The sequence below is a fragment of the Tigheibacillus halophilus genome (assembly GCF_042683165.1).
GTDB lineage: Bacteria > Bacillota > Bacilli > Bacillales > Amphibacillaceae > Tigheibacillus > Tigheibacillus halophilus.
Genome location: NZ_JBHUIZ010000012.1, coordinates 256,406 through 281,871 on the forward strand (window position 1 = coordinate 256,406; position 25,466 = coordinate 281,871).

The 25,466-nt window shown below is 42.2% G+C and carries 23 protein-coding genes and 1 tRNA gene; 10 read left to right on the plus strand and 14 right to left on the minus strand.

The genetic code is table 11. The features are described 5' to 3' along the window. The first annotated feature begins 159 nt into the window (after positions 1–159). Positions 160–981: a squalene/phytoene synthase family protein gene (locus tag ACFSMW_RS12415; protein ID WP_390356066.1), complete on the plus strand. Its 822-nt coding sequence runs from the start codon at positions 160–162 to the stop codon at positions 979–981. Between the two features lie 144 nt (positions 982–1,125). Here ACFSMW_RS12415 and ACFSMW_RS12420 read toward each other — a convergent pair whose 3' ends face one another. The 5 genes from ACFSMW_RS12420 to ACFSMW_RS12440 form a co-directional block, all read right to left on the minus strand. Next, positions 1,126–1,812, minus strand: coding sequence for a DUF4956 domain-containing protein (locus ACFSMW_RS12420; protein WP_390356067.1), 687 nt, complete (start codon positions 1,810–1,812; stop codon positions 1,126–1,128). Between the two features lie 51 nt (positions 1,813–1,863). Further along, positions 1,864–2,667, minus strand: coding sequence for a polyphosphate polymerase domain-containing protein (locus ACFSMW_RS12425; RefSeq protein WP_390356069.1), 804 nt, complete (start codon positions 2,665–2,667; stop codon positions 1,864–1,866). Positions 2,668–2,841: 174 nt separating this feature from the next. Beyond that, a complete protein-coding gene (locus tag ACFSMW_RS12430) occupies positions 2,842–3,033 on the minus strand; it encodes a hypothetical protein (protein WP_390356070.1) in 192 nt (63 codons plus the stop codon). A 141-nt stretch (positions 3,034–3,174) separates the two neighbouring features. Continuing rightward, positions 3,175–3,654, minus strand: a complete 480-nt coding sequence (locus ACFSMW_RS12435; RefSeq protein WP_390356072.1) for a hypothetical protein — start codon at positions 3,652–3,654, stop codon at positions 3,175–3,177. A 400-nt stretch (positions 3,655–4,054) separates the two neighbouring features. Then, entirely contained in the window at positions 4,055–6,076 is a 2,022-nt protein-coding gene (locus tag ACFSMW_RS12440) for a prolyl oligopeptidase family serine peptidase (RefSeq protein ID WP_390356073.1), read from the minus strand. Between the two features lie 140 nt (positions 6,077–6,216). On the opposite strand from ACFSMW_RS12440, the gene ACFSMW_RS12445 reads away from it, so the two are divergent. Continuing rightward, positions 6,217–7,134 carry an aminoglycoside phosphotransferase family protein gene (locus ACFSMW_RS12445; RefSeq protein WP_390356075.1) on the plus strand — a complete coding sequence of 306 codons (918 nt, stop codon included), beginning with the start codon at positions 6,217–6,219 and terminating at the stop codon, positions 7,132–7,134. A 92-nt stretch (positions 7,135–7,226) separates the two neighbouring features. Here the strand turns inward: ACFSMW_RS12445 and ACFSMW_RS12450 are convergent, their stop codons facing one another. The 3 genes from ACFSMW_RS12450 to ACFSMW_RS12460 form a co-directional block, all read right to left on the minus strand. Then, a complete protein-coding gene (locus ACFSMW_RS12450) occupies positions 7,227–7,919 on the minus strand; it encodes a phosphatase PAP2 family protein (RefSeq protein WP_390356077.1) in 693 nt (230 codons plus the stop codon). 160 nt (positions 7,920–8,079) lie between these two features. Further along, positions 8,080–8,152: transfer RNA gene (locus ACFSMW_RS12455), tRNA-Ala, on the minus strand. A gap of 250 nt (positions 8,153–8,402) precedes the next feature. Beyond that, the gene (locus ACFSMW_RS12460) at positions 8,403–9,431 is read right to left on the minus strand and encodes a YeiH family protein (RefSeq protein WP_390356079.1); all 1,029 of its coding nucleotides are present in this window, start codon (positions 9,429–9,431) and stop codon (positions 8,403–8,405) included. 254 nt (positions 9,432–9,685) lie between these two features. Here ACFSMW_RS12460 and ACFSMW_RS12465 point away from each other — a divergent pair, with 254 nt between their 5' ends. The 4 genes from ACFSMW_RS12465 to ACFSMW_RS12480 all read left to right on the plus strand — a co-directional run bounded on the left by ACFSMW_RS12465 (position 9,686) and on the right by ACFSMW_RS12480 (position 13,907). Further along, on the plus strand, positions 9,686–11,182 hold the full coding sequence (locus ACFSMW_RS12465) for a peptide MFS transporter (protein WP_390356081.1): 1,497 nt from the start codon (positions 9,686–9,688) through the stop codon (positions 11,180–11,182). A gap of 599 nt (positions 11,183–11,781) precedes the next feature. Further along, positions 11,782–12,051, plus strand: a complete 270-nt coding sequence (locus ACFSMW_RS12470; protein WP_390356083.1) for a YhdT family protein — start codon at positions 11,782–11,784, stop codon at positions 12,049–12,051. After that, positions 12,048–13,484, plus strand: coding sequence for a sodium/pantothenate symporter (gene panF / locus ACFSMW_RS12475; RefSeq protein WP_390356084.1), 1,437 nt, complete (start codon positions 12,048–12,050; stop codon positions 13,482–13,484). The genes ACFSMW_RS12470 and panF overlap by 4 nt, the downstream gene beginning before the upstream one ends. Before the next feature lie 36 nt (positions 13,485–13,520). After that, positions 13,521–13,907 carry a thiol-disulfide oxidoreductase DCC family protein gene (locus tag ACFSMW_RS12480; RefSeq protein WP_390356085.1) on the plus strand — a complete coding sequence of 129 codons (387 nt, stop codon included), beginning with the start codon at positions 13,521–13,523 and terminating at the stop codon, positions 13,905–13,907. Between the two features lie 160 nt (positions 13,908–14,067). On the opposite strand, the gene ACFSMW_RS12485 is transcribed toward ACFSMW_RS12480, so the two are convergent. Next, positions 14,068–16,065, minus strand: a complete 1,998-nt coding sequence (locus tag ACFSMW_RS12485; RefSeq protein WP_390356087.1) for an acetoacetate--CoA ligase — start codon at positions 16,063–16,065, stop codon at positions 14,068–14,070. Between the two features lie 173 nt (positions 16,066–16,238). Further along, positions 16,239–16,478, minus strand: coding sequence for a DNA alkylation repair protein (locus ACFSMW_RS12490; RefSeq protein ID WP_390356436.1), 240 nt, complete (start codon positions 16,476–16,478; stop codon positions 16,239–16,241). Positions 16,479–16,786: 308 nt separating this feature from the next. Between ACFSMW_RS12490 and ACFSMW_RS12495 the strand changes: the two genes are divergently transcribed. Next, positions 16,787–17,395, plus strand: coding sequence for a DedA family protein (locus ACFSMW_RS12495; RefSeq protein ID WP_390356088.1), 609 nt, complete (start codon positions 16,787–16,789; stop codon positions 17,393–17,395). On the opposite strand, the gene ACFSMW_RS12500 is transcribed toward ACFSMW_RS12495, so the two are convergent. Beyond that, positions 17,390–18,169, minus strand: coding sequence for a phosphatidylserine decarboxylase (locus tag ACFSMW_RS12500; RefSeq protein WP_390356090.1), 780 nt, complete (start codon positions 18,167–18,169; stop codon positions 17,390–17,392). The two genes, ACFSMW_RS12495 and ACFSMW_RS12500, sit on opposite strands and share 6 nt — an antisense overlap. 88 nt (positions 18,170–18,257) lie before the next feature. Between ACFSMW_RS12500 and pssA the strand changes: the two genes are divergently transcribed. Then, a complete protein-coding gene (gene pssA / locus ACFSMW_RS12505) occupies positions 18,258–18,791 on the plus strand; it encodes a CDP-diacylglycerol--serine O-phosphatidyltransferase (protein WP_390356092.1) in 534 nt (177 codons plus the stop codon). A 78-nt stretch (positions 18,792–18,869) separates the two neighbouring features. Here the strand turns inward: pssA and ACFSMW_RS12510 are convergent, their stop codons facing one another. The 3 genes from ACFSMW_RS12510 to ltaS all read right to left on the minus strand — a co-directional run bounded on the left by ACFSMW_RS12510 (position 18,870) and on the right by ltaS (position 21,880). Beyond that, positions 18,870–19,340: a YueI family protein gene (locus ACFSMW_RS12510; protein ID WP_390356438.1), complete on the minus strand. Its 471-nt coding sequence runs from the start codon at positions 19,338–19,340 to the stop codon at positions 18,870–18,872. A gap of 104 nt (positions 19,341–19,444) precedes the next feature. After that, on the minus strand, positions 19,445–19,615 hold the full coding sequence (locus tag ACFSMW_RS12515; protein ID WP_390356094.1) for a YfhD family protein: 171 nt from the start codon (positions 19,613–19,615) through the stop codon (positions 19,445–19,447). A 276-nt stretch (positions 19,616–19,891) separates the two neighbouring features. After that, positions 19,892–21,880, minus strand: a complete 1,989-nt coding sequence (ltaS, locus tag ACFSMW_RS12520) for a lipoteichoic acid synthase (RefSeq protein ID WP_390356096.1) — start codon at positions 21,878–21,880, stop codon at positions 19,892–19,894. A 459-nt stretch (positions 21,881–22,339) separates the two neighbouring features. Here ltaS and ACFSMW_RS12525 point away from each other — a divergent pair, with 459 nt between their 5' ends. Continuing rightward, positions 22,340–23,209, plus strand: a complete 870-nt coding sequence (locus tag ACFSMW_RS12525) for a YitT family protein (protein WP_390356098.1) — start codon at positions 22,340–22,342, stop codon at positions 23,207–23,209. A gap of 290 nt (positions 23,210–23,499) precedes the next feature. Further along, complete coding sequence (locus tag ACFSMW_RS12530; protein ID WP_390356100.1) at positions 23,500–25,443, plus strand: aconitate hydratase; 1,944 nt, start codon at positions 23,500–23,502, stop codon at positions 25,441–25,443. Positions 25,444–25,466 lie beyond the last annotated feature (23 nt).

Sequence of the window (25,466 nt, forward strand, 5' to 3'; positions counted from 1 at the left end):
GGGAAACCAATTTTATTTGTGCTTCATCGTCTGTCCTTCAGATGGCAAAACAATTTCTGCAAGCGAAATAGGATATGAAAATAGGAGGATAGGAGAAAAAGCAGCTGATTTCTGCTATACTTAAGGGTAATGAAAGAGATAGAAAGGGAGGTTCCTCCGTTGAATAAATCAGGGAAACTGGAAAAAGAAGCTATGCATGTTCTGAAGCAGACGAGCAGAACGTTTTATATACCGATCAAGTTATTGAAATCTCAGTTAAGGGAAACGGTTGCATCCGCTTATCTATGCATGCGTGCCGTGGATGAAGTGGAAGACCATGTTACCTTGGACCCGGCAGCAAAACAGCATATACTTCGTGAAACTGCTGCATTATTACAACAGGACTTTGACGAAACTGCTTATCAGGAATTGGTTGAACCGCATCGTGAACTGCTTCCAGAGGTTACGCTGAGACTCGGCGATTGGATTGCTTTCTGTCCCTCGGGAATTGTAGAAAAGGTGAAGGAATCTACTGCAGTCATGGCCAAAGGGATGGCCGACTGGGTGGAAAGAGATTGGCAAGTGAAAACGAAGGAAGACTTGGATGATTATACATACTATGTCGCCGGACTTGTCGGAGTCATGCTTTCTGATATTTGGTACTGGTATGATGGTACAAAAACGGATAAACAACTGGCGATTGGTTACGGAAGAGGACTGCAGGCTGTGAACGTATTGCGCAATAAAGACGAGGACGCTGAACGGGGTGTACGTTTCTTTCCGGATAATTGGACTAGAAATGATATGTTTGCTTATGCAGAAGGAAATCTCCGACAGGCTGAGGAATATATTCAATCGATTCAAACCAAAAATATTCTATTATTCTGCAAAATTCCTTTAGGATTGGCCAAACGGACTTTAAAAGCGCTGAAAAACGGAGAGGAAAAAATCTCCCGCGCAGAAGTGAATGAAACGGTGGATGATATTATTAAAAAACTGTAAGTAAGCTATGCGTATAGCATGCCAAAAAAATAGCAAATAACCAGAGGTGGCTAAAATAATAAAAATTCCTCACTGTTTCTTATATGGACGGAACGATCTGTCGTGAAAAAAGCAGTCCGATGTTTTCTAACGGACTGCTTTTGCTTATTCTTCATTTTCAAGATATGTGATGGATACTTTCAAATTGGCATTCTTTGTACGAATGCTGTCCAGCAATTCTTTGTCATTGGTCGTGTTTTTACTGCGAATCGCAAAGGTGTATAAAATCATCGTGCCGAGGTTGGTAGTCTCCACTTTACGCAATTTATGGCTTAAGGTGTATTCAGCAAAGATATCTTCCAGTAAATGATCGTGATTGAGATTTTCAGGAACGGTTACTTTTAAAATTTGCGTATCTTTCCCTTTTCCATATTGAAAATAATAAAGCAGAAAAAATACGGCACTGCCGAAGACAGTAAGTAAAATAGCCAGGTCGAATTGATAAAGCCCGCTTGTCATTCCGACACATAACCCAAAAAAGATATAAGCAATATCTTTTACATCTGTTACAGCACTTCTGAAGCGAATTAAAGAAAAAATCGCGAATAAACCAAATGCGACACCGGCGTTATCGCTAACAACGTTCATTACAACCGATACGATCACGCTCAACATCACGATTGTATGGACAAAAGCCTGTGAGTATCTGTCTCCAGTGAATGTAAGGGTATAGACTTTCGTGATGGCTAAACTTAAAATGGTTGCTACAGCAAGGGCCAGCAATGTCATCCAAATACTATGCCCGCCTCCTGCGCTTTCATTTAACGAAAAAAATTGATTAATCATATCCATGGGTTTGTTCCTCCTAGTTGTTTCATCATTTGTTGATCAGGGTGCTTGTTTTTAAAACAAGGTGGACTCATACCGATCCTTTTTGCCTTCCTTGTGGACCTCGACCAAGTTGACATTTTCTTTTACGATATCAACCGGTAATTTGTCGCCTTTCAATAGTTCCATGCTTGTACAGAACTTCGATGCACTTCGCTGTTCGCATCCAAGCGCCTGCAATATGCGTGTAAGCCACAATGGGACGGCATCAGAGACTTTCACTTCCAAAACGACCAAGTGTGGGTCGATGAAATTGTCGCCATGTGATCCGTACTCGACAAGCAAATCATCATTGCGGCAACGCAGATTCAAGTCAAAGGTTATTCGTAAATCAGGATCAGTGATACAGTGCATCGCATGCCGATCATAGCTTACGACCATTTCTGGCCTCAGTCCGTAAAACTTGCGGAAATAATCGATTTCTTTGAATACCTGGATATTGGAAGTTTCATAGTTTTGGAGAGGGGTGCTGGGATCTTCGTTGAGATAGCGGTATGCTTCCCGAAGCGGCAGCAGCATCCTTCGTTTGTTCACTACTTTTTCATGTTTTTGTTTCACTTCAAAAAAAGCAGTCCCCTCCAGATCTGTTTCATCATACACGCGTAAGCGGAGCTTTTGCCGGAAATTTAGTTTGTTCTTTGTTTCAAAATAGATTTTGTGGTCATCACTGTCAAAATATAGGCTAGTGACTGTATAATGGCCATCATTTCCAAACTTGTCAGGGCGCATATAAGGAGAAATCTGTCTGACTAATTCTCCGTATTGCCATCTGTCAATCAAGTATTTTTGTTCCCGTCTCCTAAATATTTCAATTGCCATTTTTTCATCTCCTTCTGGTGCATGTTTACCCGTTTTTTACGATATTTCTTACGCTGCTGCATACATTATCTCTTTTGCGTATGATATTACAGTAAGAAGAACATTAGAAAGTGGTGAGAAAAGTATGTCGAGTTTCTAATAAAAAAGGGAGGCATTCGCCCCCCTATACATCCGCTAACGGAAACTATTGACAAGTTTTTTGATTCCAAGCCAAATAACGGCAAGCGAAAAGATAATCATGGCGATTACACCGACCACATGAAAGAAGTTCACAACATCTGCGCCGATAAAGCTGACCGGTTCCAGTACAGTCAGTGCATAGCCTGCCACAATACCAGCTAAATAAAGTAATGCCAGTTGATTCATATCATCATCCCTCCTTATATTTAACTTATGGCGGAGAGGGGCTTTTGGTATGGACACCTTATGCAGGGGAAACAAAAACCATTGCTGGACGAGTTGTCGGGGCAATGGTTTTGCATGCATGCAGCTGTTTAAGAGACGTTTTTAAAAACATTGGAAGGACACAATTTGATTCAAATCAATTCCGAAATATACCCACCTGTTATGGCGCCATCTGAAGCCGGCAATGGAATTTCTGCCGATGAATGTCGGGTAGAACCAGAATGATTGATTATGCAGCCAGACATAAGTGAATCGGAAGCGGCACATACGTATAGCACCAGGATCTACAGCAAAGGTTTGGAAATGCGTCTGCTGCGGTACAAAAGATGGGGGCGGTGTGTTTGGCGGTCCGGCCTGCTGTCCTTGCTGGCCGTCATGAGGTCCGCCATGTTGGGACGGCGGACCCCATCCTGGAAATTGCCCGTGATTCGACATGTCTGGCCCAGGCATGCCTGGCGGGGAAGAAGGCGGTCCGAATTGTTGTCCTGGCATGTTAGGAAATGGAAAAAATCTTTCTTCACTTTCTGGAAGATATCCAGGGTAGTCGGGATATAGCGGATAGATTGGCTCCTGCTCATTCATTGAAAAACTCCTCCTTAAGGCAGCAAAGATAGTGTAAACCTATCCTTACCGTATAAGCGCTACTATGCCATTCGCTCAAAACTTGGCGAAGCATGGTACATTGCTTGCTGGTAGAGATGATGCCAAATGCAGTGGCATTTTCATCAACCAGCATAAGCAATGTACAAACTTCGCCTCTGCGTGGCAACGCCAACCTGCCCCACGGGTGGGACGCAGTTTTATAGATTAGGCGTTTGCGTCTTTCTAATAATATATGGGGAAATGGTCCAAAAAGGGAATGATTTTATTAGATTGGGCTTGTGACCCAGGGAGGGAATCGTAACTTTGGAAACTAGCTTTGTTTGCACTTATCCCAATACAAAATATCGCTTAAGGAAAGTCCCTTAAGCGACAGATCAGGTTATTGCAGTTCACGATCCAGAAAAGCGAAGAAGTCTGCCCATTCCGCGATCAGTTTAGCAGTCGGTTTTCCATGCCCATGACCGGCTTTTTCTTCTACTCTAAGCACAATCGTAGTCGAAGTGTCCGCTTTCTCCAGCAATGTCGCAGCGAATTTTTTTGCGTGTGCCGGCACAACTCTGTCGTCACTTGCAGCAGTTGCAACCAAAATTGGCGGATAATGCACACCATCTTTGACGTTATGAAGTGGAGAATAGGCATACATGAAAGCAAACTGGTCCGGATTTTCCGCACTGCCATATTCGGGTATCCAGTACCGCCCGATAGTGAATCGATGATAGCGAAGCATATCGATTACCGGTACCCGGCAAACGACCGCGCCATATAATTCCGGGCGCTGTACCATGCAGGCAGCAACCAGCAGGCCGCCATTAGATCCGCCCATAATGGAAAGCTTCTCCTTCCGGGTGTATTTTTCATTGATGAGATATTCTCCTGCAGCAATGAAGTCGTCAAAGACATTTTGTTTATTTGCTAGCATGCCCGCTCGGTGCCAAGATTCACCGTACTCATTGCCGCCGCGCAATACAGCAACAGCATAGATTCCGCCTTTTTCCAGCCATCTGAGGATTGCTGGATTAAAAGAAGGGGTCACGTTGACACTGAAGCCGCCATACCCATATAGAATGACAGGGTTTTCTCCATCCTGCCGGCTGTCTTTCCGCTTTGTGATGAACATTGGTGCTTTAGTTCCATCTTTCGATGTATAAAATACTTGCTTTGTCTCGAATGCCGATACGTCTATAGGCAGCTCAGCAGCTTTATACACCGCTAGTTTTTGTTCGGATGGGTAATACTGATAAATCACAGCTGGATCCAAAAAAGAGGTGATGCCGATATAAACGAGTGGATGTTCTTTGTCACAGCTGATTCCTGTCAGTGAGCCGTAAGATGGCAGTTCAATTTCGTTTTGAAAACTACCATCGAGCTGATGAACGTACAGTTGATGGTAAGCATCACGAAGATAGGCAAGTATGAACGTATCTTTCAAAAATACGGCACCGTCCAGTACATCATCCTTTTCCGGAATGATTTCCCGCCAATTTTGCTCGGCAGGGTTGTGCAGGTCGACGGCAATGAGACGGCGGTTCGGAGCTTCTTTGCTTGTCAGAAAATAAAAGATATGATGCTTGTTGGTAACATACAGGTATTCTGCATCCTGTCTGTCGAATATAGGGAAAAAATCACCGTTCTCCTCGAGAGATTTGAGATAGATGCAGTTTTCTGCTGCAGTTCCAAGAAAACCTGTCAGGCCAAGGTATTTTTTATCTTCTGTAATGAACGGCGAAAACATCAGTTCTTTGTCTTCAAGATGCTCATAAATCAATGTATCTTCAGCCTGAATATCCCCCATCCGGTGATAATATACCCTTTGGTAGTTGCTTTCATCCTGCTGGCTGACACTCCCTGGTGCAGGGAAACGGCTATAATAAAAACCACTGTTATCGGGAGCCCAAGCTATGTTTGTGAACTTGATATACTGCAGATGGTCAATGGTATCTTCCCCCGTTTGCAGATCCCGGATATGTATATCCTGCCAGTCACTGCCATTTGCTGAGGCAGCATACGCGATATATTTCGCATCATGGCTGATGGAAAAATTAGATAAAGAAACAGTGCCATCTGTGCTGAAGGAATTGGGATCAATGGCAATGGCGGGTTCTTTCCCATCTTCTTGCATATATAGGACAGCCTGGTTTTGCACGCCATCATTCTTTTGGAAAAACAAGCAATCTTTGACCCGTTCCGGAACGAAATATTTCGGAAAGTTCCACAGTTCTTCAAGCCGTTTACGGTCTGCTTCTTTCGTAGTGCACTCCGAGAAATATTGCTGACAGTCTGCTTTCATCTTCTCTGTCCATTCCAATGTCTCTGCAGAATCCGTATCTTCCAGCCAGCGATAGGGATCGGCTACCATGGTCCCGTGAAAATTATCAACCACTTTTGTTCTATGTTGCAGCATACAACCTCACTCCTTTCTTGTCGGCCATTTTACAAATGAGGTGAAAACTATGATAGACTTCCGTTATAAGAAAATACTGTCTATTGATAACTATTGTAGCATGTTCGCAGGGAAATTGCTTTTACAAAGGGGAGATAAATTTGCAAGAAGAACTTGAAGGCCTGGTATCGCAGATGGTACCCAGGACGGAGGTCCTGGGTACCTCTAAATTGAAGGGAGGGATTTCTTCTTTTGTTTGCAGGGTGACGATCAAGCAAGAAGAACAACGAAAGCAGATCATCATCCGGGTGATAGATAATTTGGAGTGGCTGGAAGAAGAACCCGATATAATCACTCATGAAAAAGCTGCATTAAAGCAAGCAGAAAACATTACAGTTGCAACACCTTCATATATAGCTTCGGATGATACAGGGCGGTTTTACCGTTATCCCACATTGTTGATGACAGAGGTACCGGGGAAAGTCATCCTCGTGCCTGAGAACAAAAACAGATGGACAGACGGCCTGGCCAAAGCACTTCATGCTATACATCATACGTCGATTTCTAATTTCAACTGGGCGTACTACCCATATCAATCAATAATGGAAATGGAAACACCTTCATGGAGCAATATGCCTAATATCTGGGAAAACCTATTTGATTATATGAGACGGCGGCCCAGTCCACCATTTAAGCCCACTTTTATTCATCGCGACTTTCACCCGAATAACGTGCTATGGGAAAATGGACAAGTCAGTGGTGTCGTTGATTGGGTGAATGCTTGTATGGGGCCTGCAGGAATCGATATTGGCCATTGCCGCTGGAATCTGGCAATGCTCTATGGCCAAGAAGCGGCTGAGGATTTTCTGAGATCCTATAAGCAATACGCAGGGAAGAACTGGCGGTATGATGTTTATTGGGATTTGCGCAGTCTGCTGGATGTGCTGGAAGATCCGCTTACAGTTTATGCAGGCTGGAAAGAATTGGGGGTAGATTGGCTCACGCCAAAACTTATGGGCGAGCGGATGGATGATTATGCCAAACATTTGATAAAGAAAATTCCTGATTCATCTCGCTGACCATCAGCATAAAACGCTAAAATGACCAGGTGTGCTGGTGTGCACCTGGCCATTTTAACGATGAAGTCCGTGGGAAATTTTGTTGGTTTTTGTCATTTCTCTGATTTCATATATTGTACAGATGTTTTACCTTTGACTTTCTTTTTCCATGCCATGTTTTTATTTTGCGCTCTTACGAAGCTTCTCATGCTGAATACGATGGAAAGCAAACTATATATAACCGAAACGATCAACATAGACGCTGCGACATCCAAAAACACATGCTGTTTTGTGAACAAGGTGGAAAGAATAATCAAGGTTCCAAGGACATGAATGACAATGGTGTGAAACAAATGTTTATTCCTTACTTGGATAGATGCGAGCATCACAGCATAAGTAGTCAGTACATGAATGCTTGGAAAGCAGTTGTATGGATTATCTTTCTCATATATTTGTTGCAGCATTAACGTGAAAAGACCGTTACCGTGCAATTCGGGTCTCGTCACAGTGGTTTGGAACAAATAATAGCAAGTGAAACAAAGTATTTCACCAACAGCAATCGTGGCCACCGTGAAGAAATAAACTTTTGTGTTCTTGAAGCAATAATAAACCAAATAGAAAAAAACGAACCCATACCAAAGGATATATGGGATAACAAACCCGGGGATCACTGGAATATAATTATCGGCAAATGTCTTTAGTTCAGTCGCTGTTCCTACGTGATCATTAAGGTAATTATAGATCACAGCAAAAACAGGGAAAATCAATAACAAAAATAAGCTCAGTATTTTTCGTTTGGTAGTCACTTTATTTACTCCTTGCAGTAAGTCTTTATATATATATCTACCCCAAATATGCGTTTTTTTATCAGACCATGGTAACAGATGGCATTCATGTCAGACTAAAAATAAAAAAACGCTCTAACCAATGATGTGATAGCACCTGTCAAAGCGTTTTTTAAAATGATGGAGCATACGGGGCTCGAACCCGTGACCTCTTGCATGCCATGCAAGCACTCTCCCAGCTGAGCTAATGCCCCAAATATATGCGGAACATCATTATTATATACTTGTTGGCTGCTATTTTCAAGCTGTTTTTCATAGCAAGGAATGATAGTACTAAAAAGATCAGACCGAGGCGTAAATTTCCCGCCGTAGAACAGTTTACCGGTCTGATGAGTATATGGCTAGATGATCATCGGGTATTTTTTTAGAAATCAGCAACAGGATATGAGATTGATGCAAAGCCCAGTGCTGCGATGTCTATCGGTGTAAGACGATACAGCGGTATTAGACAATGAAAAATACGAGTACGCTGAGACAGACGGAGGTTATGGTCATTGCAAGTAATGGCTTCAATGCCCTTGAGCGTAAATCCTGCAGACTGACGTTCAAGCCCAGGCCGACCATGGCAGCAGTCAGAATCCACGTTGTTGCCGTTGCAACACCATCCAATACTCCTTGCTTCATTGGAATAACAGGACCAAATACATAACTGCCAATCAGGCTCATCACGATAAAACCGATCAGGAACCAAGGAAATTCGACTTTTGTTTGTTCTTCATCAGCAGCTTTATTTTTTCGCTTCATCAGGTAAATAAAGATGAAACAAAGCGGTACAAGTAAAAATACACGGCCGAGTTTCGCCAGCAGACCAATGGCCAGTGCCTGGTCTCCGGCAGGCGCTGCAGCAATTGCTACATGAGCCAGCTCATGCAGGCTGGTACCGGACCAAACACCATAATCAATAGCGGAAAGTGGCAGAAAAGGACGCAAAATGGTGTAAACAATGGCAAATACAGTTCCCATGAGTGCGATGATGCCAACACCGATCGCTGTATCTTCGTCTTTGGATTTAACGATTGGTGCAACGGCAGCGATCGCGGCAGCCCCGCAGACCCCTGTTCCAACACCTAATAGTAATGAAATCATTTTATCGGCTTTAAATATTTTCGCAAGCCAAACAGTCAGCAAAATCGCAAAAGCGATAACGATGGCATCTCTTGCCAGCAGGCCGAGACCATCATGCAAAACAACATCGATATTCAATTTCAGACCATATAAAATAATGGCTAGCCGAAGCAATTTTTTAGATGAAAACGTGATACCATCCCTGATAGCCTCAGGATAGCCGAAGATTTGCCGATAAACTACAGCAATGATAATAGCACATGCTAATTGGCCGACATGATCGAATCCGGGTATCATAGCCAGCAGAAATCCTAGTAATGCGATGAAAAAAGTGAATGCGATACCGGCAATCCACTTAAGCGTGGCATTTTGTTTGTTCATTTGTAATGAATTTTGTTGTGAATCCATGCGAACAACACCTCCTTTCATTAGCATAGCTATCAACTTATTATAAGTAAAATAAATAATTATAATCATGATGATAAGTAATTGATATGAATGTAGTGTTATTCTTTTATATGTAAGGGGTAAAGAACATATATAAAGCAAGTATACATATCAGAATAGTCTATTATTTGACGGCTTTATTACCTTTTAATATAATGAGTACATCATATAAATGTAATTATTAGATAATTTATAATAAAGGGAGTAGCATTTAAATGACAAAAATTAATAAAGAAGAAATCGTCCAAAGCGTACCGCAAAAAGGTTTCTTTGGACAGCCGAAAGGTTTATTCACGTCTTTTTTTACTGAATTTTGGGAAAGATTTTCTTATTATGGCATGCGTGCTATTTTACTTTTCTATATGTACGAGGAAATCGTCAACGGCGGCCTCGGAATGGATGACGGGATAGCCAAATCCATCATGGCGGTTTATGGGTCGCTTGTCTATATGTCCGGAATTATTGGCGGTTGGATCGCCGATCGTTTATTAGGAACCCAGCGTACTGTTTTTTATGGCGGTATTCTCATCATGCTGGGTCATATAGCTCTGGCATTGCCATTTGGCATCACTGCGTTATTTGTATCCATGTTCCTGATCATTATCGGGACAGGCCTGCTGAAACCGAATGTTTCCAATATTGTTGGGGACATGTACAGTGCCAAAGACATTCGTCGTGATTCGGGATTCAGTATTTTCTATATGGGAATCAATATGGGGGCGCTTATTGCACCGTTCATTGTCGGAACACTTGGGCAAAAATATAATTATCATCTTGGGTTCGGCATAGCTGCTGTTGGTATGTTTCTCGGTTTAATCGTATTTGTTGCTACACGTAAAAAATACCTTGGTCTTGCCGGAACTTACGTGCCAAATCCACTTGAAGATGGGGAAAAGAAGAAAGTGTTCACCCGATTCGGTATCGGCGGGATCCTTGTTATCATCATTGCTGCTATTGGAATAAAAACCGGTATATTAACGATAAACCGTTTCACTTATTTGGTCAGCTTCTTAGCGATCATCATCCCTACCATTTATTTCATCGTTATGTACCGAAGTAAAAAGATTACCAAGGATGAAAGGTCTCGTCTGCTTGCCTACATTCCGTTGTTCATCGCTGCCATGGCATTTTGGGCTATTCAGGAACAGGGATCGATTGTATTGGCAGACTACGCAAACAAACGGACGGAATTGAGCTTCCTTGGATTGGATATCCAATCATCATGGTTTCAGTCATTAGATCCGTTGTTCATCATCTTGCTGGCGCCGGTATTTGCGGCAATGTGGATGAAATTGGGGATACGCCAGCCATCCACCACGAGAAAATTCTCATTCGGCTTGATCTTCGGCGGTCTGTCTTTCGTTGTCATGGTCATCCCGGCGCTCCTTCATAGTGGCACTGACACACTTGCCAGCCCGCTGTGGCTGCTTCTCAGTTTCTTTATCGTCGTGTTAGGGGAGCTTTGCTTGTCACCAGTCGGGCTGTCTGCAACCACGAAGCTTGCCCCGGCTGCATTTTCTGCACAAACGATGAGCCTTTGGTTTCTGTCGAATGCATCAGCACAGGGTATCAATGCGCAGATTGTAAAATTATTCAAGCCTGAAACGGAAGTTGCCTATTTTGGAATCATTGGTGGTATTGTGATGGTTCTGGGAGTTATTTTATTCCTCATCTCCCCAAGAATTCAGCGCTTCATGAAAGGTGTCAACTAGAAGAAGAATGCCCTCGGCCTCTCATCGGCTGGAGGGCTTTTTTCATGTTGATAATTTCATTGCAATATCAGATGACAGAAAAATGTTTGCGCCAAAGGATATGAAAAGTCTTCTGTACTAAAGACGGTTCTACAATGCGAATGCAATCTTCTAAAAAAAGTTGCATTTTTCTTAGATGAAAAACAAAATGGAAATAAAATGATAAATGGTAAAATTGATGATGCTGATTCAAATGGCCACGCCGGTAAACACTGCGCTTTCTGTGGGCGGCTGATGGGCCTCCTCGTGAGGGCTGAGACCGTGCCCGCGGAAAGCCTTCGGCTGGAGCGAACCGGACGGAGGTATCAGCAATTCTATTAGACAATCAAACTGGCTACCAAACTTCCATAGCAACAACCTGGGCGAAGACGAAAGAAACGTTACATGTGGATCAAAAGTCAATGATGGTAGTAAGCTAAAGCTGTGATCGACTACAACAGGGTTTACCAGGCTATTTCAGCCTGCGAAAGTTGCATATATAAGATGTAAATCTTTTTGATATGGGTTCATTTTAAGCTATATTGTACATGGTAGATTGTATTTCAATGGAGGTGTTGCGCATGGATGAAGATAAGCGTTTCAAATCAGCCAACAAGGAGGCGCTGTTTGGCGTGGGCCTGGCTGTTTTCAATTTTATATGGTGGTTTACTTGTGCTTATGGAATAGGGGGCAGAAACCCTACCAAATATACTTTTATACTTGGGTTGCCGGCTTGGTTTTTTTACAGCTGTGTAGTCGGTTTCATTGTGATAACAATTTTGGTCATTATTGTTGTCAAATATTTTTTCGCAGATATACCTCTGGATGACGAAGAAGGAGGGGGGCAATGAATATACAAGCACTCATTCCTTTTGCGTTCATATTATTCATTATTTTCATCATCGGCATGTATGCAAGCCGGCAAATGAGGACAACCAATTCATTTTTGGATGATTATTTTCTTGGCGGAAGAAGCCTTGGCGGATTTATCCTTGCTATGACAATGACGGCGACTTATGGCAGTGCTTCAAGTTTTATTGGCGGCCCGGGAGAAGCTTATAACCAAGGTTTAGGCTGGGTCTTGCTGGCGATGTCTCAAGTTGTGACAGGCTATTTTGTCCTCATGGTCCTTGGAAAGAAGTTCGCCATTGTGTCCAGGCGGTATAAAGCGGTGACGCTTGTTGATTTTTTGAAGGAACGCTATCAATCAAAGTGGGTGGTGTTCGTGTCTTCAGCCAGCATCATTGTCTTCCTCTTCTCGGCGATGGCAGCACAATGGATAGGAGGGGCAAGGCTGATCGAGTCGCTGACCGGACTTTCTTATTTAGGATCATTGTTCATTTTCACACTGTCTATTTTAATTTATGTAGCGATTGGTGGTTTTCGAGCCGTGGCGCTTACGGATGCAGTACAGGGATCCATCATGTTTATCGGAACATTGATTTTACTCATTGCAGTGATTATCGCTGGCGGGGGAATTCATTCCATTATGGCAGAGCTGCAGTCGGAAAATCCCAACCTGTTGACGCCATATGGTGCTAAAGGGGATTTAACTCCAGCATACGTATCATCATTTTGGGTATTGGTTGGCGTGGGAGTTGTCGCTTTGCCTCAAATTTCCGTAAGGGCAATGTCATACAACAGTTCAAAATCGCTGCATCGCGCCATCATCATTGGGACGATTGTTGTCGGAGTCATCATGCTGAACATGCATCTGGTAGGTGTGTTTGCCAGAGCCATCCTGCCAGGAATAGAAGTTGGCGATAAAGTCATGCCTTTGATCACACTCCAAGTGATGCCGAGCTGGCTGGCGGGGATTGTGTTGGCTGCTCCGATGGCGGCGATTATGTCAACTGTGGATTCTTTGTTAATATTAGTCAGCTCTTCTCTTGTCAAAGATGTTTATTTGAACTACATAGAGCCGGAAGCATCCGATAAAAAAATCAGGAATTTAAGTGTGGGAGCAACAACATTGCTGGGGCTTATTGTTCTGTTTATGTCCCTCAATCCGCCTGACCTGATCATCTGGCTGAACTTATTTGCCTTTGGAGGACTGGAAGCTGCTTTTATTTGGCCGATTGTAATGGGTTTGTATTGGCGAAAAGGCAATAAGTATGGTGCACTCAGTGCCATGCTCTGTGGCATCATCCTATACATTGTTTCCGACCGGTTTCTTGAAAATCCATTAGGTATGCATCCCGTCGTTTTGCCAATGATCATCTCCTTTTTTGTTTATATTTTTGTCAGTTTGGGGACACAAAGAAAAGAACATATCCTTTCTTGAATACTGGGAGTAAGGCATCAAATGGAGGTGGTATCAATGGCAGTGGTATTGTTCGACGGTGTATGCAATCTCTGCAGTGCCAGCGTACAATTCATCATCAAAAGAGATCCCGGCAGCTTTTTCAAGTTTGCCTCGCTGCAAAGCGAAGCAGGGGAAAAGCTGAAACATAAATATGGTATCAGGCATGATTTACAAACAGTGGTTTTAATAGAAGAAGGGCGGTTTTATACGGAATCGACCGCGGCTTTAAAGATTGCTCGTCATTTGCGTGGCTTTTGGAAGCTATTGTATATGTTCATCATTGTTCCCAAACCGCTTCGAAATCTTATTTATCGTTATGTTGCCAGACATCGTTACCAATGGTTCGGCAAAAAAAATAGCTGTATGATACCGACAGCCGATATGAAAAAACGGTTCTTATGAATTGCGGGTAATCCTTGGGTGTTGTCGATTGCAATCGTGAAAAAATCGATGAGAATCTATACCTCATCGATTTTTTATTTTTTTCAGAGCTGAAAATCTTTTTTTTGCCAATACAGGATCATCTGATATGGCATATGCATGCCTTGCCATCTGTTTCAAATCATTCAGCTTGTATTTTCTGTCTTTCTTTGGCAAATTTCAAAAAGTATTTCAGCGAATCCGGGTTACTAAGTGAACCGGCGTTAACTACACTCTCTACAGATATCCCCTGTAAAATCTTTTTAACAGGAATTTCAAGCTTCTTGCCATTCAATGTTTTTGGAAGTTCCGGTACGGCATACATATGTGTCGGTACATGTCTTGGAGAACATTGGGTCCGTATTTGCTGCTTGATCTCCTGCTTTATTTCCTGAGTTAATTCACACCCATCTTTCATTACTACAAATAATGGGACAAAGGAATCTCCATTTCCATCCGGAATATCTACAATCAGACTGTCAGCAACATCTGGCACATAATCTACTGCGCGATAAATTTCACTGGTGCCGATACGGACGCCGCCACGATTGATTGTTGCATCAGACCGGCCATAAATGACGCATGACTGCCTATCTGTAATTTTTAGGTAATCACCATGACGCCAGATTCCTTCATACATACTAAAGTAGCTGTCATGCATGCGGGAACCGTCTGTATCATTCCAGAAGTAAATCGGCATGCATGGGATAGGCTCAGTCAATACAAGTTCACCAACTTCGTCAATTACCGGATGCCCTTCTTCAGTAAAGCTTTCTATCTTTGCTCCAAGTCCTCGGCATTGCAGTTCTCCCGCGTAGACGGGAAGTGTCGGCATGCCCAGAATAAAGGCAGTGCAAACATCTGTCCCGCCACTTGCTGAAGCGATCCACAAGTCTTTCTTGACATGGTTATAACACCATTGGAATCCCTCCGGAGGAAGTGGTGATCCTGTTGAAGCAATGCATTTCAAGTGACTCAGATCAAATGACTTCTCTGGTTCGAGATCGTCCTTCATACAGGAAGTGATGTAACTGGCACTCGTACCTAAAACGGTCATTTTTGTTTCCTCAGCAAGCTGCCAAAGTCTATTTTTCTCCGGGTAAGCGGGATTTCCGTCATATAAAATGATTGTACTGCCAGTTAGCAACCCTCCGACAAGAAAATTCCACATCATCCAGCCAGTAGTCGTAAACCAAAAAAAACAGTCACTTTCATCAAGGTCGACATGAAAAGTCAATGCTTTCAAATGCTCGAGCAGCATACCACCCTGACTGTGAACAATCGGTTTGGGTTTTCCGGTCGTTCCCGAAGAAAATAGTATCCAAAGAGGTTCGTTGAATTCAACGTGGGTATATACCAGTGATTTCGCCGAACAATCTTCTATGGCTTTATCCCAAGTGACATGGTTAGTCAACGGAGAGAAGTCCGCTTCCTGATGTAAATAAGGAATGGCGATTGTCCCTGCTAATGTTGGTAATTCAGCTTGAATGCTTTTCGCAACATCCAGCCTTTCGAATGGTTTACCATTGTAGCGGTAACCATCTACTGTAATCATTACTTTAGGTTCAATTTGTTTGAAGCGATCAATAACGCTTTGCGTCCCGAAGTCCGGAGAAGCACTTGACCAAATCGCGCCGAGACTAGAAGCAGCCAGAAAACAAACAATAGATTCATAGATATTTGGCGCATAGGCGACTACGCGGTCTCCTTTCTCCACACCAAATCGCTTAAGTGTTTGTTGAATGGCGATTGTATCCTTATACAATTGTTTCCAGCTCGTGTGTCTCAAGTCACTGTCTTCTGACTGGTGGATAATGGCGGTTTTGCCGGCATCGTAATTTCTGAAAATGTGCTGTGCATAATTAATCTTACTATTGGTAAACCACTTCGCTCCTGGCATATGATGAGAAGTTAAAACTTCATCATAGGGAGCTGTAGATTGTATTTGAAAATACTCCCAAATGGATTCCCAAAAATCTGCAACATAGTTGACAGACCAATTCCAAAGCGCCGTATAATCATGACTGAAGTCCAGCGCTTTATGTTGTTTCAGCCAATCCATATATTTGGAAACATTTGCCTGCTGTCTCCATTTCTGCCCTGGTTCCCATAACAATGTTCCTTCCTCAATTGCGTTCATGGCCTCACCCCTAAACAATTCTATCGATTACCATTATATTGTAAGCGTTTTATATATGCAAAAGAAGGGCATCCAAATATGTAAGCGCCTGACAAGACAGGAATGAAACGATGTTCTTTCGAGCCGTCTTGCCAAGCAGCAGCTCCGGGACCATGCATTTTGTTCCATGATCATTATAACAAGGCAGTAGAAATAAATGTTTGTTCCTCTTCCACGAGTCCGCAAGAACCACATTGAATGCGATACGCTGGACCTTTATAGGTGATATGGAATGCTTCAGGCTCATGTGTGGAAAAATCGTCAATCACTTCTCCAGTCTGTGCATCCAATTTAACAGGTTTTGCAACCTGTTTGATGATATTAAACCGCGAGCGATTTGTTTTGCAGTTTGGGCACGCATATTTTTTTGCCATCATTGTACACCTCCATGCTTTTAGTATGCGGCCTTTGCAATGATTTATGAAATTGATTTTGATTTTTAGAGTCTGGGCTGATAACATCGGGGATGGCTTGTATTTTTGGGTGAAAGACCTTACCCGCTGTACATGACAGATTTCTTCCGTTCACCTAAACGACAGAAAATGATTTTAAATCTCTATTACTGTCAAAATAGCCAGTCGTTTGCGTTTTTTTGTAGTATACTTGTTAGAATAGGGCTTTGACGGACCAGGCCCGTTATTTAGTATCTTTTTAGCATGTGCAGAAAGCAGGATTAATTGTAATGGGAATGTGGTATGACTTAATCAGTCAATATGGTTATGTGGCGATCTATTTATTATTGACTCTGGGGATTGTCGGTCTTCCGGTCCCAGATGAAGTACTGATGGCTTATCTCGGATATGTCACATCTATCGGAAAATTGAGCTATACACTGACTGTGCTTTCCGGTATTGCAGGTTCCGTAACAGGTATTACAATCAGTTATATACTTGGGATCAAATTGGGGGAGCCCTTTATCAGGAAGTATGGAGCAAAGCTTTTTATCAAAGAAAAAGCCGTTAAACGGACGAACAGGCTTTTTCATCAATACGGGGCATTTATGCTTTTCATTTGTTATTTCATTCCAGGAGTCCGACATGTCGCAGCATATTTAGCGGGCATCACAGGTTATGGTTATCGGAAATTCTCTATATATGCCTATGTAGGCGCTGTTGTATGGGTAGTGACCTTTGTAAGCATAGGAAACCATCTAGGCAGCCATTGGAGGCTTATTTTCGGCTTTACACAAAAGTATATGCATAGTATGCTGATTCTATTGCTGATTATTATCATCATTGCCATCAGCTGGTACTTTTTTTTGAAAAAGAAAAAGGGGACACGTAAATTATAACGTCCATTTTCCAATGGTCTGTCCCATAGTCACTTCCATATCGGCATTGCTCATATTTTGAAAGGCGTTGCTTTTCTCCAATAGAATGATTACCGTTGAGCCAAACGAGAAGAAGCCGAGTTCTTCGCCCTTCTTAAAATGATCAGATGCATGAGATAAAGTAATACTGTTAATATTCAACGCCCCAACCTTGATCATTGCCATGCTGCCAAAATCAGTGTTCAGTTCAGAGATGATACGAAAATTCGTAGCGAATGGCTGGTCACCAAAGCGCATGCCTAGCTGGTTAACCGGATATGATTTTCCTCCCAATGCATAACGTGTGAGAAGTCTGCCATCTATTGGATAATGGATGCGATGGTAATGGCTTGGTGACAAATAAAAAATATAGAAATAACCATCCTGATAGTTGGCAGCTTTATCAGGATCTCCTAGAATTTCGTCCAGCTTGTAATGATGTCCTTTAATATAAAAGGAGCGGTTGCTGTCAATTTTACCCATATCGCTGAGTTTTCCATCGACAGGGGATGCAAGGGAACGGGGGGTATCCGGAATCGGTCTTGCATCCCCATTCAGGCGTCGCGTGAAAAAGTCATTGAGAGATCGGTAATGACGGATAGGGTATTCTGTTTCCTCCAGATCGATTCGATAAATTTTGGCGAATGGCTTGATCATTGGACGACTGATTGGAGATTTAGCAACGAATTTCAATATGGAAGAGCTGACCGGGTTGCCAGTGAGTTCTACAAAATATTTTAACAAAGATTTCATCATTATTATCATTTCCTTTAACTGATCAATTGAACGAGTGGTTGGCGCGGAGTTTATTTGGCTGTATAATGGAAAGATGGGAGGATTGAAAATGTTTCTTATCAAGAACTTGGATTATACCAAAATCAAATCACAGATGGCAAATATTATTACACTCATGAATCTTGGATTTGGCATTATGGCTATCGTTTCCATTGTGAAAGGCGCATCGCACTTAAGTCTATTATTCATATTTTTAGCAGCATTTTTTGATAGATTCGATGGCATGGTTGCCCGCAAATACAATATAGAATCGGATTTTGGCAAAGAACTCGATTCATTATGTGATCTGGTATCATTCGGTATTGCTCCAGGACTGCTCGTGTATGAAGCCAGTCTGACGCAATTGCCAACAATAGGACTGACATTAATTGTACTATATATTTTATGTGGTGCAATCAGATTGGCACGGTATAACGTTAAGGAATTTGACGGGGTATTTTATGGCATACCAATCACTGCAGCTGGTATTGTCATGGTATTAAGCACATTGTTCTCCAATCACCTGCCAATACCTGTATACGCTATTATCACAACTATTCTTGCTGTCCTAATGGTAAGCAATATCCGTATTCCTAAAATGTGATGTTAGAACAGCTTTCCTGATGTCAGGAAAGCTGTTTGTTTCGATTTTAAATGCCAATATTTCCTGAAATTTTATTGATTATAGGAAAAGTTTCTTCAGTCTGTATAGGAATTTGTTTTCGTTTTTGTGATCCTTCTCATGTTCCTGTGCAGGCCCTTCTTCAGGCATAAAGATATCTTCCTTGTCGATTGCATAATCGTAATGCAGTACAGCGCCAATATTTGTATGGACTTCAACATCGCTGATGATGGAGTATGGGATATTATATTTATTGGCAACCCTTTTTTCTTCTTCTAGAAATTTGCTGTCAATTTCACCATTGAAGACCATTTTTGCTTCTGGATGACTCACTATTTCTTCCTCGAGTTTCTTAATCCCTTTATCCGTCATCACTTGGCCAATAGTAAGTGCCAAAATGACCCGCTCTCTCAATGTTCCCAGAAACTTATCCCGTTCTGCTTGTTTTGGAAGGCGAGTTCCGTAAATCCCTTCTTGTAAATAGTCGTCTACCTGTCTGGGAGCCACTATAATCACCTCTGCAAACATCATCAATTTTAATTATCCGTTTATCTATATTGTACGAATATAAGATGACAGTTGCAATGTTTTACAATGAAAGAAGGAAGCTTCCTAATCGTAAAGTCATATTGTGTTCACTTTTCTGCTCTTTGGTCTGCCTGGGCTGCTCTCTGCTGTGCTTGCTTATCATTCTCATCGGCCAGAGCTTCCGAAAATTCTACATCCATTCCATCAGATATGAGATTTTTCGGCGTCTGGGATAACTGCTTTTTGCCTTTTGGTTTGCGATGCTCATCTCTTCCCATCATGTCACCTCATCACTCAATTAATTCCTATAAAAGGATATCCAAAAAAGCATGCTATACTGCCGATCCATGTTACACACTATTTTGAACACCATTATAAGGTTTCTTTGTGTATTATGCGTATATAGGGATAAAACATGTATTTTGGTCTGCCGATTCATGAAATATTTGACCCCACATTCACAAAAAACAGACGGTTTATACGCATACGTGCCAATAGAAAAAACCACGAAGCGTAACTGCTTCGTGGTTTTTGAGTTAAAGGATGTCATTTAATTATTTGGTGTTTGTGGAATCGTCGTGATCATTTCCGAATTCCTTTTCATCTGTATGATGTTTTTCATTCTCTTCTTTACCGTAAATATATTTGTTTGGATCAACTTGTTTCCATTCATCATTCGGTTTGTAGAAGCGCAGTAAATCACCATACATCAGTTTATCAGAAAGGCTGAGCTCATGTTCCACTGTTTTGCGCATTTCCTTCATGTCATCTGTTTCTTTTATTTCTTCACCAGTTTTATTGTCGTAATAGCGTCCTGAAATCTGGCTATATTTCGGTGTGATGACATCACCGTTACGGAACGGAACGAAGTCCTTATGATCTTTGGAGAACAAATCAGTTCCGAATTGGATATAATCTTGCCCCTTAATGCCAGCCAGGTGCAGGAGTGTCGGCATGACATCCATTTCACCGCTATATTCGTGATTGATGCCTTTGCTCTTCACGCCAGGTACTTTGATGATGAACGGTACACGCTGCAATTGTGCTTCTTTGAACGGTGTGATTTCTTCACCAAGCAGTTCTGACATTGCCTTGTTGTGGTTATCAGAGATACCATAGTGATCACCATATAGCAGGATGACTGAATCATCGTATAGTCCGGCTTTCTTCAAATCGGTGAAGAATTGTTTTAATGATTCATCCAGATAACGTGCAGTCTGGAAGTATCTGTCCACTGAAGGGTCTCCAGTATCTGCCGGTTCAATAGACGCTTCATCCTCGTCAATCAAGTACGGATGGTGGTTTGTCAATGTGATTAAATGTGCATAAAATGGCTGCTTCAGTGATTCAAGCATCGGCATGGATTCCTTGAAGAAAGGTTTATCCTTCAATCCATAGTTGATTGTTTGGCCGTCACTCATATCATAATAACTTGCATCAAAGAAATGGTCGATACCGAATTGCTTGTAGATTGTATCACGGTTCCAGAAAGATTTATAATCACCATGCAAAACAGCCGATGTGTAATCGTCTCTTTCATTCAAAATGGCCGGCAATGCCTGATACGTATTTTTGCCTTTTGTCACAAATGCTGATCCTTGTGGCAGGCCATACAGAGAGTTATCCATGATCAATTCTGCATCTGCTGTTTTTCCCTGTTCCGTCTGATGGAAGAAATTATCAAAGTAAGTGAAGTTCTGATCCTTATCATGAACAAGGGAATTAAGGAATGGTGTGACTTCCTCGCCATGCAATTTAAAATCGATTAAAAATGACTGGAAAGATTCCAGGTGAATTTTAATAATATTTTTCCCTTTTGCTTTTCCGAAAAGCTCAGGATCAGGCTCTGCATACTTATTTTTCGTGTAATTTTCAACTTCTGTGATATCGCTGCTGTCAGCGAAAACACGTTGTGATGATGATTTGACATTCTGTATCGCATCATAAACGGCAAAGTTATATGCGCCAAGATATTTCACGATATAGTTGCGGTCAAAAGTTCTTTTCAGCAACTGCGGGCGGTCAGCTTCGGCCATCCCCAAGTTGACGGAAAATGCGATCACACCAGCCAGGATAACAAGCAGCGGCTTGCGGAATTGCATACGTTTTGGAGCCCAATCTTTCCTCGTCCAAATGAACAGAGCAATCAAAAGAATAATATCCAGGCTGTAAAACAAATCATGCCACTCTACCAAACTGGCAATGCTGCCGCCCAGACTGCCGAAGTTGCTCGTCTGCGTCAATGTTGGAAGAGTAATGTAATCGGTATTGAACCGATAAAAAACAACGTTCGCGTATAAGAAGAAACTCATCAGGAAATCCAGAATGATCATATATATACCGACTCTTCTGCCCTTGGCAAACAATGCCAGTCCCAGAAAAACGAGTGCCGAACTGATCGGATTGAAAAACAGCAGGAATTGCTGTACCCCGTTTTGAATATCCAGATTGAATTCATTCACATAAATGATATACGATTTAATCCAAAGTAAAGCTGCCGCTACAAAGAAAAAACCCATCTTTGTTGAAAGTACTTTCTTCACTTTGTGTTCACCTCAATTTTATTTTTGCCTTCATGCTGATGATTATCAAACCTTAAAGGCTATTAAATCATCAAGGAATTATTGTATCACAAAAGATATATTTTGCAAGTGATTTTCCATTATTTCCTATTGGGAAAGCTGGACATTGACCTAATCATGTTGCCCATAAACATAGTAGATTAATATACAAAAAAACAAAGATGGAAAATTTAGACAAATATTGACATTTTTTCCTTGTTACTCATTTTTCATAACCTCACGTGCTGCTTGCGAATTCCTTTGCCCCAAGTTGGTGAACTGCAGCACTTATGATAAAATATTTGTCGTGTCAATCTGTTTGTCGCATCCTTTGCTAATTATCCCTATTTCATATATACCCGTTTCGTTCCTGTATAAAACCAACAAATTAGTGACAAGGGAAATGTAAATGTAATAATTTAAAAAGAAAGAAGGTTCATCATGAGTGACAGGCAACGTTTTAAGCAAAAATATTTTCATTATTTTCTGGTGGCGGTAGGGGCAACCATCGTCGCATTGTCTTATAATATTTTCTTGCTTCCCTCCAAACTTGCTGCGGGTGGATTGTCGGGTGTCAGCACAATTCTTTTTGAAATGTATCATTTAAGCCCGGCTCTCACGCAATTTATTATGAATATCCCGATATTCATTGTCGGCTGGCTGACACTGGGAAAAGATTTCAGCGGTAAAACACTGTTGGGAACTTTTTGGGTACCGTTTATCATATGGCTCAGCAGCGATATACCGATACAAGTGACGAATCCCTTACTAGGTGCCATTTACGGCGGCGTGATATTGGGCGCTGGCTTAGGTCTCGTCTACATAGGTAATGGGTCGACGGGCGGAACAGCTGCGATTGCGCAGATTGTCAAAAAGTTTACTGGTATTTCTAGTGGATATTCTCAATTAATCGTGGATGGCATTGTCGTAATCGGTTCACTGATTGTTTTTGATTTGGAAACCACGTTATTTGCAGCGATGGCCATTTTCATCACAGGTAAAACGATTGATATAGTCCAACTGCGGACATCATCTAATAAGCTGATCATGATCATTACGGAAGAAGAAGAAAAAATACAGCATTTGATCAAGCATGGCATCGACCGTGGTCTGACAAAAATACGCTCTGTTGGCGGCTATTCCAATCGGGATAAGACAATGATCCTTTGTGTAGCCGGGCAGCGGGAAGCGATTCAGTTAAAGCAAATGCTGCAGCAGGCAAGCCCAGAATCATTTGTCATTTTTACCAATACCTCCGAGATTGTGGGCAGAGGATTTTCTCTGGACAAATATTATGGCCAGAACCTTTAAATTCAGGCAGTCCTGGTTGCGGGACTGCTATTTTTTTATACACTTTGGCGCGGATACCTCCACTTCAATTTTCTCCATGACCTTAAGATATGTTTCGATGTGGAAAAACTTGCTATCATTTTGAAAAAATTGGCAGTAATCCCAATCCTAATATAGATACATGGCATAATATTTTCCGGTTTACTTCATATATTAATAAGGTATATCCATTATAACAGCACTATTTTTTGGTATGCCTGAAAAAAATAATAAAGTGTATTATTGTTCGCAAAATAAAAGGAGGATACAAAATGGCTATGAATGCTGCCCAGAAATTGATTAAGGATCACCTTGTTGCGGGGGAGATGGTGGCTGGGGAGGAAATCGGCTTGAAAATTGACCAGACACTTACCCAGGACGCAACAGGGACATTGGTCATGCTCGAATTGGAAGCAATGAATCTTGATCGTGCAAAGACGGAGGCTTCCGCCCAGTATGTAGACCATAACTTGATACAGGAGGATTATAAAAACCCGGATGACCATCTTTTTTTGGAAAGTGCGACACGAAAGTTCGGATTGTATTTCAGCAGGCCTGGTAATGGTGTGAGTCATCCAGTACATATGCAGCGTTTGGCAAAGCCGGGAAAAACGTTGCTTGGGTCTGACAGTCACACCTGTGCGAATGGTTGTATGGGTATGCTCGCAATGGGGGCGGGAGGAATCGATGTTGCCATGGCGATTGCCGGGGAACCTTTTTTTGTGAAAATGCCGAAAATATGGGGTGTGAAACTGACAGGGGAACTGCCTGATTGGGTGAGCGCGAAGGACGTCATACTGGAAATGCTTCGCAGACATGATGTGAAAGGCGGAGTAGGGAAAATCATTGAATATTACGGGCCAGGGGTTGACAAACTAAGTGCGATGGATCGTCATGTTATCGCAAATATGGGAGCCGAACTTGGTGCAACTGCAACAGTTTTTCCATCTGATGCTGAAATCAAGCGCTTCCTGAAATCTCAGGGACGGGAAAAAGATTGGACAGAGCTGAAGGCAGATAAAGATGCCACATATGATATCGAGGATGACATCAATTTATCTGAATTGGTGCCATTGATAGCAAAACCGTCAAGTCCAGGAAATGTTGTTGCTGTAAAGGAATTAGCAGGAACGCCAATATATCAGTCATACATCGGTTCATCTGCCAATCCAGGTTATCGGGATTTTGCTGTTGCGGCGGAGATTGTCAAGGACAAACATATCGCTCCTGGTATTTCTTTAGACATCAATCCGACCTCCAGGCAGCTGCTGACTGACCTTGTCAATGAAGGGCATATTGCCAGCTTAGTCCAGTCTGGGGCCAGACTTCACCAAGCCGGATGCAATGGCTGCATTGGTATGGGACAGGCTCCTGCTTCGGGGAAGAACAGTTTGCGTACTACACCTAGGAATTTTCCGGGGCGCTCTGGAACAAAAGAGGACAGCGTATTTTTATGCAGTCCGGAGACTGCTGCTGTTTCCGCATTAAAAGGCGAGATCACAGATCCAGCCTCCTCTGGCTTAAAATATCCGAAGGTAAAGACATTGGATCATCCGACAGTGGATGAATGGCTGCTTGAGAAACCTTTACCTTATGCCCAAGCTAAAAATATCTCCTTGGAGAAGGGGCCGAATATCGCCTCTATCCCACAAATGGATGAAATGCCGGATGAACTGGAAATACCAGTACTTCTGAAAATGGGAGATAATATTTCAACAGATGAAATTTTAGCTGGTGGTGCAAGGGTGTTGCCTTATCGAAGCAATTTACCAGAAATCAGCAAGTTCTGTTTTGAAATTGTGGATGACACGTATTATGAACGTGCCAGCAAGGTAGTCGATAAGGGCGGCCATGCGGTTGTAGGGGGATATAACTATGGTCAGGGCTCCAGCAGAGAACACGCAGCTTTGGCACCGAGATACCTTGGGCTGCACATTGCATTAGTCAAAGATTTTGCCCGAATTCATTGGCAAAACCTGGTGAATTTCGGAGTGCTGCCACTCACGTTTGTCAATGAAGCGGATTATGATCTCCTTAAACAAGGTGCCGTATTGAAAGTATCCAGGCTTCGCGAGAAAGTGATGCAGGGAAATCGTTTCGAGCTCGAGGTACAAGGAAGTAACCACCATATTGCAGTTGAACATGCATTATCCAAGCGCCAAAAGGAAATCATGTTAAAAGGCGGAATTATCAATTGGGTGAAATCTCGTCAATGATGATTGAAAAAGGTGGTGTGGAT

What these genes read in the sequence shown, in the direction of transcription:
- ACFSMW_RS12430 (WP_390356070.1), bottom strand. Translation starts at nt 3,033, where the DNA reads ATGAATCAACTGGCATTACTTTATTTAGCTGGTATTGTGGCAGGCTAT.
- pssA (WP_390356092.1), top strand. Translation starts at nt 18,258, where the DNA reads ATGTTTCTTATCAAGAACTTGGATTATACCAAAATCAAATCACAGATG.
- ACFSMW_RS12435 (WP_390356072.1), bottom strand. Translation starts at nt 3,654, where the DNA reads ATGAATGAGCAGGAGCCAATCTATCCGCTATATCCCGACTACCCTGGA.
- ACFSMW_RS12515 (WP_390356094.1), bottom strand. Translation starts at nt 19,615, where the DNA reads ATGGGAAGAGATGAGCATCGCAAACCAAAAGGCAAAAAGCAGTTATCC.
- ACFSMW_RS12480 (WP_390356085.1), top strand. Translation starts at nt 13,521, where the DNA reads ATGGCAGTGGTATTGTTCGACGGTGTATGCAATCTCTGCAGTGCCAGC.
- ACFSMW_RS12530 (WP_390356100.1), top strand. Translation starts at nt 23,500, where the DNA reads ATGGCTATGAATGCTGCCCAGAAATTGATTAAGGATCACCTTGTTGCG.
- ACFSMW_RS12500 (WP_390356090.1), bottom strand. Translation starts at nt 18,169, where the DNA reads ATGATGAAATCTTTGTTAAAATATTTTGTAGAACTCACTGGCAACCCG.
- panF (WP_390356084.1), top strand. Translation starts at nt 12,048, where the DNA reads ATGAATATACAAGCACTCATTCCTTTTGCGTTCATATTATTCATTATT.
- ACFSMW_RS12495 (WP_390356088.1), top strand. Translation starts at nt 16,787, where the DNA reads ATGGGAATGTGGTATGACTTAATCAGTCAATATGGTTATGTGGCGATC.
- ACFSMW_RS12470 (WP_390356083.1), top strand. Translation starts at nt 11,782, where the DNA reads ATGGATGAAGATAAGCGTTTCAAATCAGCCAACAAGGAGGCGCTGTTT.
- ACFSMW_RS12490 (WP_390356436.1), bottom strand. Translation starts at nt 16,478, where the DNA reads ATGGCAAAAAAATATGCGTGCCCAAACTGCAAAACAAATCGCTCGCGG.
- ACFSMW_RS12485 (WP_390356087.1), bottom strand. Translation starts at nt 16,065, where the DNA reads ATGAACGCAATTGAGGAAGGAACATTGTTATGGGAACCAGGGCAGAAA.
- ACFSMW_RS12525 (WP_390356098.1), top strand. Translation starts at nt 22,340, where the DNA reads ATGAGTGACAGGCAACGTTTTAAGCAAAAATATTTTCATTATTTTCTG.
- ACFSMW_RS12425 (WP_390356069.1), bottom strand. Translation starts at nt 2,667, where the DNA reads ATGGCAATTGAAATATTTAGGAGACGGGAACAAAAATACTTGATTGAC.
- ACFSMW_RS12440 (WP_390356073.1), bottom strand. Translation starts at nt 6,076, where the DNA reads ATGCTGCAACATAGAACAAAAGTGGTTGATAATTTTCACGGGACCATG.
- ACFSMW_RS12420 (WP_390356067.1), bottom strand. Translation starts at nt 1,812, where the DNA reads ATGGATATGATTAATCAATTTTTTTCGTTAAATGAAAGCGCAGGAGGC.
- ACFSMW_RS12460 (WP_390356079.1), bottom strand. Translation starts at nt 9,431, where the DNA reads ATGGATTCACAACAAAATTCATTACAAATGAACAAACAAAATGCCACG.
- ACFSMW_RS12465 (WP_390356081.1), top strand. Translation starts at nt 9,686, where the DNA reads ATGACAAAAATTAATAAAGAAGAAATCGTCCAAAGCGTACCGCAAAAA.
- ACFSMW_RS12510 (WP_390356438.1), bottom strand. Translation starts at nt 19,340, where the DNA reads ATGATGTTTGCAGAGGTGATTATAGTGGCTCCCAGACAGGTAGACGAC.